The organism is Pseudescherichia sp. (genome assembly GCF_031998825.1).
Taxonomy (GTDB): Bacteria; Pseudomonadota; Gammaproteobacteria; order Enterobacterales; family Enterobacteriaceae; genus Pseudescherichia.
In genome coordinates, this window is sequence record NZ_DAMACX010000034.1 from 38307 (window position 1) to 50766 (window position 12460).

The 12460-nt window shown below is 56.1% G+C and carries 12 protein-coding genes and 1 tRNA gene; 9 read left to right on the forward strand and 4 right to left on the reverse strand.

Translation table 11 applies throughout. From position 1 onward, the window contains the following. From modF to gpmA, 7 genes are all read left to right on the forward strand, one after another. Window positions 1-987: molybdate ABC transporter ATP-binding protein ModF (gene modF / locus RTP97_RS15300; RefSeq protein WP_312415156.1), on the forward strand; the 987-nt coding region annotated here is incomplete at its 5' end. Window positions 988-1179: 192 nt separating this feature from the next. Continuing rightward, window positions 1180-2196, forward strand: coding sequence for a UDP-glucose 4-epimerase GalE (gene galE / locus RTP97_RS15305; protein WP_312415158.1), 1017 nt, complete (start codon window positions 1180-1182; stop codon window positions 2194-2196). Window positions 2197-2206: 10 nt separating this feature from the next. Then, entirely contained in the window at window positions 2207-3253 is a 1047-nt protein-coding gene (galT, locus tag RTP97_RS15310; protein WP_312415160.1) for a galactose-1-phosphate uridylyltransferase, read from the forward strand. Window positions 3254-3255: 2 nt separating this feature from the next. Beyond that, window positions 3256-4404: a galactokinase gene (gene galK / locus RTP97_RS15315; protein ID WP_312415163.1), complete on the forward strand. Its 1149-nt coding sequence runs from the start codon at window positions 3256-3258 to the stop codon at window positions 4402-4404. Continuing rightward, complete coding sequence (gene galM, locus RTP97_RS15320) at window positions 4398-5438, forward strand: galactose-1-epimerase (RefSeq protein WP_312415165.1); 1041 nt, start codon at window positions 4398-4400, stop codon at window positions 5436-5438. The genes galK and galM overlap by 7 nt, the downstream gene beginning before the upstream one ends. 173 nt (window positions 5439-5611) lie before the next feature. Next, entirely contained in the window at window positions 5612-6148 is a 537-nt protein-coding gene (locus RTP97_RS15325; protein ID WP_312415167.1) for a hypothetical protein, read from the forward strand. Window positions 6149-6530: 382 nt separating this feature from the next. After that, window positions 6531-7283: a 2,3-diphosphoglycerate-dependent phosphoglycerate mutase gene (gene gpmA, locus RTP97_RS15330; RefSeq protein ID WP_312415170.1), complete on the forward strand. Its 753-nt coding sequence runs from the start codon at window positions 6531-6533 to the stop codon at window positions 7281-7283. A 41-nt stretch (window positions 7284-7324) separates the two neighbouring features. Here the strand turns inward: gpmA and aroG are convergent, their stop codons facing one another. After that, window positions 7325-8377 carry a 3-deoxy-7-phosphoheptulonate synthase AroG gene (gene aroG / locus RTP97_RS15335; protein ID WP_312415172.1) on the reverse strand — a complete coding sequence of 351 codons (1053 nt, stop codon included), beginning with the start codon at window positions 8375-8377 and terminating at the stop codon, window positions 7325-7327. Window positions 8378-8697: 320 nt separating this feature from the next. On the opposite strand from aroG, the gene RTP97_RS15340 reads away from it, so the two are divergent. Further along, window positions 8698-9126, forward strand: coding sequence for a protein YbgS (locus tag RTP97_RS15340; protein ID WP_312415174.1), 429 nt, complete (start codon window positions 8698-8700; stop codon window positions 9124-9126). A 115-nt stretch (window positions 9127-9241) separates the two neighbouring features. Then, window positions 9242-10183, forward strand: coding sequence for a CDF family zinc transporter ZitB (gene zitB, locus RTP97_RS15345; protein WP_312415177.1), 942 nt, complete (start codon window positions 9242-9244; stop codon window positions 10181-10183). Here the strand turns inward: zitB and pnuC are convergent. From pnuC to RTP97_RS15360, 3 genes are all read right to left on the reverse strand, one after another. Continuing rightward, window positions 10180-10899 carry a nicotinamide riboside transporter PnuC gene (gene pnuC, locus RTP97_RS15350; protein ID WP_312415180.1) on the reverse strand — a complete coding sequence of 240 codons (720 nt, stop codon included), beginning with the start codon at window positions 10897-10899 and terminating at the stop codon, window positions 10180-10182. The genes zitB and pnuC overlap by 4 nt on opposite strands. 66 nt (window positions 10900-10965) lie before the next feature. Further along, window positions 10966-12006: a quinolinate synthase NadA gene (gene nadA, locus RTP97_RS15355; protein ID WP_312415189.1), complete on the reverse strand. Its 1041-nt coding sequence runs from the start codon at window positions 12004-12006 to the stop codon at window positions 10966-10968. Window positions 12007-12306: 300 nt separating this feature from the next. Then, a tRNA-Lys gene (locus RTP97_RS15360) sits at window positions 12307-12382 on the reverse strand. Window positions 12383-12460: the final 78 nt, after the last annotated feature.

A 12460-nucleotide genomic window follows, 5' to 3' on the forward strand; every position in this document is an offset into this window, starting at 1 on the left:
TTTGACGGGCTGGACGTGGCTTCCCGCGCCCAGCTGGCGGATCTGCTGGGTCAGCTGAATGCCCAGGGTATTACCCTCGCGCTGGTGCTTAACCGCTTCGATGAGATCCCGGACTTTGTCGCCAACGCCGGGGTGCTGGTGGACTGCACTCTGAGCGAGACCGGCGCAAAGCAGGCTCTGCTGGAGCAGGCTCTGATTGCCCAGCTGGCACACAGCGAGACGCTAGCAGGCATGACTCTGCCGCCGCCGGATGCGCCCCCCGCCCATCACCTATTGGTGGCGGATGCCCCGCGCATTGTGCTTAACGACGGCGTGGTCTCCTATAACGATCGGCCCATCATTAACCATCTGAGCTGGACCGTGAATCCCGGCGAGCACTGGCAGATTATCGGCCCTAACGGGGCGGGTAAATCGACGCTGCTTAACCTGATAACCGGCGATCACCCCCAGGGCTACAGCAACGACCTGACGCTGTTTGGCATCCGACGGGGCAGCGGCGAGACCATCTGGGATATCAAAAAGCATATCGGCTACGTCAGCAGCAGCCTGCATCTCGAGTACCGGGTCAGCACCACGGTGCGTAACGTGATCCTTTCCGGCTATTTTGACTCGATTGGCATCTACCAGGCGGTGTCGGATAAGCAGCAGAAGCTGGTCCAGGGGTGGCTGGATATTTTAGGTATTGACGCCCGCACCGCCGACGCGCCTTTCCATAGCCTTTCATGGGGGCAGCAGCGTCTGGCATTGATTGTCCGGGCGCTGGTCAAGCACCCTACCCTACTGATCCTCGACGAACCGTTACAGGGTTTGGATCCGCTCAATCGGCAGCTGGTCCGCCGCTTTGTTGATGTGCTGATAGGCCAGGGAGAAACCCAGCTGCTGTTTGTCTCTCACCATGCTCAGGATGCCCCCGCCTGCATTACCCATCGGCTGCATTTTATCCCCGAGGGAGATAGCTACGGCTATCAGATCGACCGTCCGGCCTAAGCCATCAGGCTGACACTTTTCAGACCAGGCGCATGATAACGCTTTAATTGTTTGATTTTACAAAACATTTAAAGCGCTATTTTCCCTGTACTCTTTTAGTGTAAGCGATTCCACTACTTTCGTTCATGTCACACTTTTTCCATCTCTGTTATGCTATCGTAATTAGATAACATAGGGTTAATGGAGCCAAATATGCGAGTTCTGGTTACAGGTGGTAGCGGTTACATTGGCAGTCATACCTGCGTACAGCTGTTACAAAGCGGTCACGACGTCATTATTCTCGACAATCTGTGCAACAGTAAGCAAAGCGTATTGCCAGTGATTACCCGCCTGGGTGGCAAAGCCGCTACCTTTATCGAGGGCGATATCCGTAACGAAGCACTGCTTACCGAAGTGCTGCACGATCATGCGATCGATACGGTGATCCACTTTGCTGGCCTGAAGGCCGTGGGTGAATCCGTGACGAAGCCGCTGGAGTATTATGATAACAACGTTAACGGCACCCTGCGGCTGATCGCTGCTATGCGCGCGGCTAACGTCAAAAACCTTATCTTTAGCTCATCGGCAACCGTCTACGGCGACCAGCCGAAGATCCCGTACGTGGAGAGCTTCCCAACCGGCACGCCGCAAAGCCCCTACGGCAAGAGCAAGCTGATGGTGGAGCAGATCCTTACCGATCTGCAAAAAGCCGATCCGGCGTGGAGCATCGCCCTGCTGCGCTACTTCAACCCGGTAGGTGCGCATCCATCGGGCGACATGGGTGAAGACCCGCAGGGTATCCCAAATAACCTGATGCCCTACATCGCCCAGGTGGCGGTAGGCCGTCGCGAGTCGCTGGCTATCTTTGGCAACGACTACCCCACCGAAGACGGCACCGGCGTGCGCGACTATATCCACGTCATGGATCTGGCCGACGGCCACGTTGCCGCTATGCAGACGCTGGCAGGTAAAGCCGGGGTGCATATCTATAACCTTGGCGCAGGCGTTGGCAGCAGCGTGCTGGACGTAGTAAACGCCTTCAGCAAAGCCTGCGGCAAACCGATTAACTACCACTTTGCCCCGCGCCGCGAAGGCGATCTGCCCGCCTACTGGGCCGACGCCAGCCGCGCCGACAAAGAGCTGAACTGGCGCGTAACCCGCTCTCTTGATGAGATGGCGCAGGATACCTGGCGCTGGCAGTCCCGCCACCCGCAGGGCTATGCGGATTAAGGAGGATCCTATGACACAGTTTAACCCGGTCGACCACCCTCATCGCCGTTACAATCCGCTGACCGGTCAGTGGGTTCTGGTTTCACCCCATCGCGCTAAGCGTCCGTGGCAGGGTGCGCAGGAGACCCCGTCCCAGCAGACGCTGCCAGCGCACGATCCGGATTGCTTCCTTTGCCCAGGCAACACGCGCGTCACCGGCGATAAAAACCCGAACTACACCGGCACCTTCGTGTTCACCAACGACTTTGCCGCGCTGATGAGCGATACGCCAGACGCACCGGAGAGCGACGATCCCCTGATGCGTTGCCAGAGCGCCCGCGGCGTTAGCCGGGTGATCTGCTTCTCGCCGGATCACAGCAAAACCCTGCCGGAGCTGAGCCTCCCGGCGCTGGAAGAGGTCGTCCAGACCTGGCAGGCGCAGACCGCCGAACTGGGTGAGACCTACCCGTGGGTGCAGGTGTTCGAGAATAAAGGCGCGGCTATGGGCTGCTCTAATCCGCATCCCCACGGCCAGGTGTGGGCCAATAGCTTCCTGCCTAATGAGATTGAGCGGGAAGATCGCCTGCAGCGGGACTATTTTGCGGCCAACGGTTCGCCGATGCTGCTGGACTATGTGAAGCGCGAGCAGGCCGACGGCAGCCGTACCGTAGTCGAGACCGAGCACTGGCTGGCGGTGGTACCCTACTGGGCAGCATGGCCGTTTGAGACGTTGCTGCTGCCGAAAGCCCCGGTGCTGCGCATTACCGATCTCAACGACGACCAGCGCAGCGACCTCGCTCTGGCCCTGAAAAAATTAACCAGCCGCTATGACAACCTGTTCCAGTGCTCCTTCCCCTACTCCATGGGCTGGCACGGGGCACCGTTTAACGGCGAAGAGAATTCACACTGGCAGCTGCACGCCCACTTCTACCCGCCGCTGCTGCGCTCCGCGACGGTACGCAAGTTTATGGTCGGCTACGAGATGCTGGCGGAGACCCAGCGCGATCTCACGGCGGAACAGGCCGCCGAGCGCCTGCGGGCGGTGAGTGATATCCATTTTCGCGAATCAGGAGTTTAACCATGAGTCTGAAAGAAAAAACGCAATCTCTGTTTGCTGAGAAGTTCGGCTACCCTGCCACGCACACGTTTCAGGCTCCGGGTCGTGTCAACCTGATCGGCGAGCATACCGACTACAACGACGGCTTCGTGCTGCCGTGCGCCATCGACTACCAGACGGTGATCAGCGCCGCGCCGCGTACGGATCGTACCGTGCGCGTTATCGCCGCCGACTACGACAACCAGACCGACGAGTTCTCTCTCGATGCGCCGATACTCGCGCACGATACTCAGCAGTGGTCAAACTATGTCCGCGGCGTGGTGAAGCATCTGCTCAACCGCGACAAAAGCTTCGGCGGCGCGGATCTGGTGATCAGCGGCAACGTGCCGCAGGGTGCAGGCCTAAGTTCGTCGGCCTCGCTGGAGGTTGCCGTGGGTACCGTCTTCCAGCAGCTCTATCACCTGCCGCTGGACGGGGCGCAGATCGCCCTCAACGGTCAGGAGGCGGAGAACCAGTTTGTTGGCTGTAACTGTGGCATCATGGACCAGCTGATCTCTGCCCTGGGCAAAAAGGATCACGCTCTGCTGCTCGACTGCCGCACGCTGGGCACCCGCGCGGTATCCATGCCGCAGGGCGTGGCGGTGATCATCATCAACAGCAACTTCAAACGTACCCTGGTCGGCAGCGAATACAACACCCGCCGCGAGCAGTGTGAAACCGGGGCGCGCTTCTTCCAGCAGCCTGCCCTGCGCGACGTCTCTCTGGAGCAGTTCAACACCGTGGCTGATGAGCTGGATCCGCTCGTCGCTAAACGCGTTCGCCATGTGCTGACCGAGAACCAGCGCACCGTGGAAGCGGCCGACGCGCTGGAAAAAGGCGATCTGCAGCGGATGGGCGAGCTGATGGCGGCGTCCCACGCCTCTATGCGCGATGATTTCGAGATCACCGTGCCGCAGATCGACACCCTGGTGGAGATTGTGAAAGAGACCATCGGCGACAAAGGCGGCGTGCGCATGACCGGCGGCGGCTTCGGCGGCTGCATCGTGGCGCTGGTGCCGGAAGATCTGGTTCCGCAGGTGCAAGAGGCCGTGGCGGCACAGTATGAGGCCAAAACCGGCATCAAAGAGACCTTCTACGTCTGCAAAGCATCAGAGGGGGCCGGACAGTGCTAAACGAAACCCCTGCGCTGGCCCCGGACGGGCTGGCATACCGTCTAATCACCCTGCGCAACGGCGCGGGGATGGTGGTTACCCTGATGGACTGGGGCGCAACTCTGCTCTCTGCTCGCGTGCCGATGTCGGACGGCTCGGTACGTGAAACGCTGCTGGGCTGCAATACCCCCCAGCGCTACGTGGAGCAGACCGCCTATCTGGGCGCATCGGTAGGCCGCTACGCCAACCGCATCGCTAAAAGCCGCTTCACGCTTGATGGGCAGAGCTACTCGCTGCTGCCGAGCCAGGGTGAAAACCAGCTCCACGGCGGGCCGGAAGGCTTTGATAAGCGCCGCTGGCGTATTGTGCGTAAGAATGACAGCGAAGCGCTGCTGAGCCTGAGCTCCCCCGACGGCGACCAGGGTTACCCTGGTAACCTGAATGCCAGCGCCCTCTTCCGTCTCACAGAGGATAACCGCATCTCGATCGAGTATCGCGCCACCGTGGATAAACCCTGCCCGGTAAACCTGACCAACCACGCCTACTTTAACCTTAACGGCGTGCAGTCGGACGTGCGCGATCATCAGCTTCAGCTGCTGGCCGATGCGTATCTGCCGGTGGATGAAACGGGGATCCCGTATCAGGCGCTGAAGGCGGTTGAAGGCACCAGCTTCGACTTCCGCCAGCCGAAAACCATCGCGGACGATTTTCTCCAGGACGACGATCAGCAGAAGGTGAAGGGGTACGATCACGCTTTCCTGCTCCAGGCGAAGGGCGATGCCGGCCAGCCTGCGGCGCACCTCTGGTCGGCGGACAGGAAGCTTCAAATGAGCGTCTACACCACGGCTCCAGCGCTGCAGTTCTACTCCGGTAACTATCTGGAGGGGACACCTGCCCGCGAGCAGGGCGAGTACAGCGCGTATCAAGGGCTGGCCCTGGAGAGCGAGTTCCTGCCGGATAGCCCGAATCATCCAGAGTATCCGCAGCCTGACGCTATCCTCCGCCCTGGCGCAGAGTACGTGAGCGTCACCGAATATCAGTTTATTCCGCAGTAGTTGCGGCATCTGCTCTAACGAATAATGCCGGTTAGTTAACGCTGACTGGCATTTTTTGTTCATCTCTCCATAACAGATATGTTCCTTTCGAAACGCATTTTGTGTAGTAAACCAATCAGGCGGGCAGAGTAAAATGACAGTTATAGGAGCTAATAATAAGGAACTGGGGGTAGATGCACTCACATAGGTTAGTTACACCGGGCTTAGCATCGTTTGGTGAACTATCATATCTTGATATAGAGTTTACGTTTTCTGCTAAAGCAACCCGTAAAGCTCAGTACCGACTAGTCTTTTGCCCACCTTCATTAGACCCTGTTGCAGCTGAAACGATGCATCACATGCTCGGTGAAGATGTGTTTACCTTATACGTATCTGTAGTGAGTTTTGCAGACATTGTGCAACTTGAAAGGCAGCAGGAGCAAATTGAGGAACCCTTTGAAGGTGAAGAGCCTGTTAACATGTTTGCTAAACCTAAAGGTTCATTTAATCTAAATATTTCTGAACTTCAGTATCTCTACGGTACGTTAGTTGACTTCATGGTCAGAGTTGCTGAAAATGAGGGCATACAAATTTTATACTTCGCAGCTGAACGCGAAGAGCTTATTCCCACATATGAAAGATATGTGAAGAGGCTAACTCGAACCCGGGGCCTGACTTACATCACTGACGGAGCAGCTTATGCGATTCGGACACAAAACTACCCAAACTAAGGGTAAGAGTGATTTTAAAGCGATCCATGATGGCAAAGTCGAGATGATGAAACGTTTCATGACTGCTAAAGCTGATGCTGAGCGCAAAGGCGAAGTCGTCTTCAAACCTCTTTAATTACTCGCTTGCATCACAAACGAAAAGCTCCAACAGGAGCCTTTTTCATTTTAATATCTTTTAATCATTATCTGTAACGCGGGCTTTTTTTTGCCCATCCTGCTGAAATAAGCATCGTTTACCGACAAAATCCTAACCCCGATTTCACAAGTACCTTACACTGCGCCACTATTTTCGCTATGGTAATGGTTATGCGTTGCCGCTGGCGTCGCCACGGCAATATAATGAGAATTGTTATCATTCAATCAGGTTTATTAAGGAGAGAGTATGGCTGTTACTAAGCTCGTTCTGGTTCGTCATGGCGAAAGCCAGTGGAACAACGAAAACCGCTTCACCGGCTGGTACGACGTTGACCTGTCCGAAAAAGGCGTAGGCGAAGCGAAATCAGCAGGTAAGCTGCTGAAAGACGAAGGCTTCAGCTTTGATTTTGCCTACACTTCCGTGCTGAAACGCGCCATCCACACCCTGTGGAACGTCCTTGATGAACTCGATCAGGCCTGGCTGCCGGTAGAGAAGTCCTGGAAACTGAACGAGCGTCACTACGGTGCGCTGCAGGGCCTGAACAAAGCCGAAACCGCTGAGAAGTACGGTGACGAGCAGGTTAAGCAGTGGCGTCGCGGCTTCGCGGTGACCCCGCCAGCGCTGACCAAAGACGATGAGCGCTTCCCGGGCCACGATCCGCGTTACGCATCCCTGACCGAGCAGGAGCTGCCGCTGACCGAGAGCCTGGCGCTGACCATCGATCGCGTAATTCCTTACTGGAACGAAACTATTCTGCCGCGCCTGAAAAGCGGTGAGCGCGTGATCATTGCCGCACACGGTAACTCCCTGCGTGCGCTGGTGAAGTACCTCGACAATATGGGTGAAGATGAGATCCTTGAGCTGAACATTCCGACCGGCGTGCCGCTGGTGTATGAGTTCGACGAAAACTTCAAGCCGATCAAACACTACTATCTGGGCAACGCTGACGAAATCGCTGCAAAAGCGGCGGCAGTAGCGAACCAGGGTAAAGCGAAGTAATTTAAGAATGCCCGGCGGCACGCTGCTGCCGGGCACTATTCTTAACCGCGACGCGCTTTCACCGCGTTAGCCAGCTGACGCAGAATAGCGTCGGTATCTTCCCAGCCGATACAGGCATCCGTCACGCTCTTGCCATAGACCAGCGGCTCACCGCTCTCCAGGCTCTGACTGCCCTCAACCAGATGGCTCTCAATCATCACGCCAATCACCGCTTTCTCGCCGCCAGCAATCTGCTGACAAACGTCCTCACCTACGGTCATCTGCTTTTTAAACTGCTTGCTGGAGTTAGCATGGCTGAAGTCAATCATCACCTGCTGTGCCAGTCCGGCTTTTTCCAGCCCCTGCTTCACCTCCGCAACGTGCTTCGCGCTGTAGTTCGGCTCTTTGCCGCCGCGCAGGATGATATGGCAGTCGCCGTTACCGCTGGTGTTCACAATCGCCGAGTGGCCCCACTTGGTGACGGAGAGGAAGCAGTGCGGTGCGCCAGCAGCGTTGATAGCATCAATCGCCACCTTGATGGTGCCATCGGTACCATTTTTGAAGCCTACCGGACAGGATAGCCCGGACGCCAGCTCCCGGTGCACCTGAGACTCGGTCGTGCGCGCGCCAATTGCTCCCCAGCTCATCAGGTCGGCAACGTACTGCGGGGTGATCATATCGAGGAATTCCCCCGCCGCAGGCAGGCCGCTGTCGTTGATCTCCAGCAGCAGCTTACGGGCGATGCGCAGGCCATCGTTGATCTGGAAGCTGTTATCCATATGCGGATCGTTAATCAGCCCTTTCCAGCCCACGGTGGTGCGCGGCTTTTCAAAATAGACGCGCATGACGATCTCAAGCTCGCCCTTCAGCTCTTCACGCAGGGTCAGCAGGCGTGCGGCATACTCTTTGGCCGCCGCCGGATCGTGAATTGAGCAGGGCCCAATCACCACCAGCAGACGATCGTCGCTGCCTTTGAGGATTTTATGGATAGCCTTACGGGCATGAGAAACCGTATTGGCTGCGGTCTCCGTCGCCGGGAATTTCTCCAGCAGCGCGACCGGGGGTAACAGTTCATTAATCTCTTTAATACGTAAATCGTCGTTCTGATAATTCATGATCGTTCCAGCGTTTGCCATACTTATGTCTGTGAGTGCAATCCCTCCAATCTAACGGCTCCGTCAGGAAGTGTAAACGCACTTTTACACTCGATACGGAATATTCTTGAAAAGTGATAAAAAAGGGTTAGTGGCTAGCGAACACGGGCAACGTGACTACACTTTTTACCTGTAACCACTTTGTTTTTATTTTTTATCCAGATTCCATTCTGCCTTTTTGGTGGGATTCGGCATCTTTCACTACTGAGCGAATATTCCGTTTCGCATCTGCACTGTTGGATATCGCTATCCAATGTAATGACGAGAACAGGAGCACGATTATGAAAATGAATAAACTGGCCACAATTTTACTGACGACTACTTTAACTCTTGCTAGCGGTGCAGCATTCGCAGCAGCAAACGGTGCAGCGAATGCCGCTGCAGACGCTGGCGCGGTAGCACCGGGCGCTAAAGAAAATCTGCCGCCGAATAATGTTAGCAATGACAATATCAATACCGGCAACACCAACGCAGCAACCGGCTCTAACGGCACTAACACCACGGGTTCTACCGGTACCACTAGCGGTACCATGCTGCATCCGAACGGCGGGGCTTCCACCAGCGCCGACGGTCAGCATATGGATAAAGATGACATCCATAAAAACAGCATGTGTAAAGATGGCCGCTGCCCGGACGTGAATAAAAAAGTCGAAACCGGTGACGGTATGAACAACGATGTTGATACCAAAACCGACGGTACTTCACAGTAATTACGCTGTTATGCATGATGAGGAGAGCTTAGGCTCTCCTTATTTTTTTGTGGCGAGGAAATAAAAATCTGTAATGATGTAAGTCGCTGAGAATACATTAAATGGAATGACACTCATGGCGCATCACCATTCACATGCTCCCACTTCTGAACATCATGACGGCAATGCCCGTCGACTGCTGTTAGCCTTTAGCGTCACCGCCCTGTTTATGGTGGTCGAGGTTGTTGGCGGCCTGCTCTCCGGCTCGCTGGCCCTGCTGGCCGATGCGGGTCACATGCTTACCGATGCCGCTGCCCTGCTCTTCGCTCTGCTGGCCGTGCGTTTTGCCCGCCGTCCGCCGAGTGGGCAACGCACCTTCGGCTGGCTACGGCTCACCACCCTGGCGGCATTTGTTAACGCCCTGGCGCTGGTCGTCATTACCTTTTGGATCGTCTGGGAAGCGATTGTGCGTTTCTACCATCCCCAGCCGGTGGCGGGCTTTGCCATGCTGAGTATCGCCGTGGCAGGCCTGGTGGCTAATATCGTTTCATTCTGGATCCTGCATCGCGGTAGCGAAGAGAAGAATCTAAACGTGCGGGCGGCAGCGCTGCATGTCCTGGGCGATCTGCTCGGCTCCGTGGGAGCCATTATTGCTGCGCTGGTAATCCTTTGGACAGGCTGGACGCCGGTCGACCCGATCCTGTCGGTGCTGGTCTCCTGTCTGGTGCTACGCAGCGCCTGGAAGCTGCTTAAAGAGAGCGTGAATGAACTGCTGGAGGGAGCACCGGTATCGCTCGATATCGCCGCGCTGCGCCGCCATCTGCGCCGTGATATCCCGGAGGTGCGCGACGTGCACCATGTGCACGTCTGGACGGTGGGGGAGAAGTCGGTGATGACTCTTCACGTACAGGTGATCCCCCCGCACGATCACGATGCGCTGCTGGAGCGTATCCAGCACTTTTTAATCCATCACTATGCGATCTCACACGTGACGATTCAGATGGAGTACCGCCCCTGTAACGGGCCGGAGTGCAATCTCAATACCCTGCCCTCCGGCCACGCTCACCATCACCACTAGCCTGCCAGCGCGCGTGAGCCTCGTTCCCGCGCGCTGTTTATCCACATCCGACTGCCGTTCAGCGCAATAAAGGTGAGGATCAGGTACTCCAGCGACATGGCGTAAACGCCCTGCAGGGCAAAGATCACCACGCTAATGACGTTAACGACGACCCACAGTAGCCAGTTCTCAACGTACTTACGGGTCATCAGCACCATGGCCACAATTGACAATACCATCAGACAGGAGTCCCAGAACGGGAAGGCATCAGGTTGCAGCTCAGGCATCGCCACGTTTAAACCCAGCGCCTGCATAATAGAGACCGCAATACGGGTCAGGAAAGTGAACACCGGATCGATAAACAGAGTCATTAGGCCAATCGCCAGGGCGCAGATAACCAGCCAGACTATCGCCTTACCACGCGGCAGCCAGCGGATTTGCAGCACGGCCTCGTTCTGCGTCGTTTGTCGCGACCATGCATACCAGCCATAGATGTTAGCCGCAAAGAAGAAGAGCTGCAGCAGCAGGCTAGCGTAGAGCTGGATCTGGAAAAAGATCACTGCAAACAGCGTCACGTTGATTAAGCCAAAAGCGTAGTTACTGATCTTCTCCAGGCTGGCGAGCCAGATGCACAGCAGCCCGGCAAGGGTTCCTACCGCTTCGATCCAGGAGAGATCGTAGCCGCCATGCCCCAGCGGAATGTGAACCAGGATATTCTGCGTACTAAAAAAATCCATTTTTGCCCCGCGTATCAAAAAGTGAAATTGTCTTAACAATCATAGCCGTTATTGGCTCGCGCGTAATCAGCGTAGCGTCGCGGCAAAATCCAGCATCCGGTTAAGCGGCAGCAGCGCTCCCTCACGCAGTTTTGCATCTACCTGGATCTCATGCATTGACCCACCCTTCTCCAGCCCCTCAGCGATAGCCTGAAGGCCATTCATGGCCATCCACGGGCAGTGCGCGCAGCTGCGGCAGGTTGCACCCTCGCCGGCGGTAGGCGCTTCCAGCAGCTCTTTCCCCGGTACGGCCTGCTGCATTTTGTAAAAGATACCGCGATCGGTGGCGACAATGAGCTGCGGGTGCGGCAGCGTTTTAGCCGCATTGATCAGCTGGCTGGTGGAGCCAACGGCGTCCGCCATATCCACCACCGCCTGCGGTGACTCCGGGTGGACGAGAACGGCGGCATTAGGATAGAGCGCTTTCATACGCGCCAGCGCCTGGGTTTTAAACTCGTCATGGACGATGCATGCCCCCTGCCAGCAAAGGATGTCCGCCCCGGTCTGCTTCTGCACGTAGCTGCCGAGATGGCGATCCGGCGCCCAGATGATCTTCTCCCCGAGGCTATCCAGATGCTCAATCAGCTCGACGGCGATGCTGGAGGTGACCACCCAGTCTGCGCGGGCCTTAACGGCGGCGGAGGTGTTGGCGTAGACCACGACGGTGCGATCCGGGTGCGCATCGCAGAAGGCGCTGAACTCTTCGATAGGACAGCCAAGATCGAGAGAACACTCGGCATCGAGCGTTGGCATCAGAATGGTTTTTTCTGGACTGAGGATCTTAGCGGTCTCGCCCATAAAACGCACCCCCGCCACCAGCAGCGTAGAAGCAGGATGTTTGGCACCGAATCGCGCCATCTCCAGCGAATCGGAGATGCAGCCTCCGGTCTCCTCGGCAAGCTGCTGGATCTCCGGATCGGTATAGTAGTGGGCCACCATGACCGCATCGCGTTCTTTGAGCAGCCTTTTAATTTTTTCGCGATAAAACGCTTTTTCGTCGAGGCTCAGCGGGCGCGGCTTAGGCGGGAAGGGGTAGATCGCGGTTTCAGGATCAAACATTACGCTCATCATGCTTTCTCGTTTTGCTGACTTAACAATAACGCCCATACCTGCTGTGTCTGACCAAGGATAAGGCATTTGTGTTTTGTATACTAAACAAGATAGCGGATCGCAGAGGAAAAGTCACAATAAATAGGCGTGAGATGGGTACGTCGGGCGGCGTCATATCGCAGAAAGCAAAAAAACGCCTTTAGGGCGCTTTTTTACATTGGTGGGTCGTGCAGGATGACTCGGCTTCGCCTCGCCCTTCGGGCCGTTGCGAAAGCAACGTTATCCTTCACGTTCAACATCTATTCTTTATGTTGAAATTGGTGGGTCGTGCAGGATTCGAACCTGCGACCAATTGATTAAAAGTCAACTGCTCTACCAACTGAGCTAACGACCCTTCCGGGTGCTGCCTGAATATTTAATTGGTGGGTCGTGCAGGATTCGAACCTGCGACCAATTGATTAAAAGTCAACTG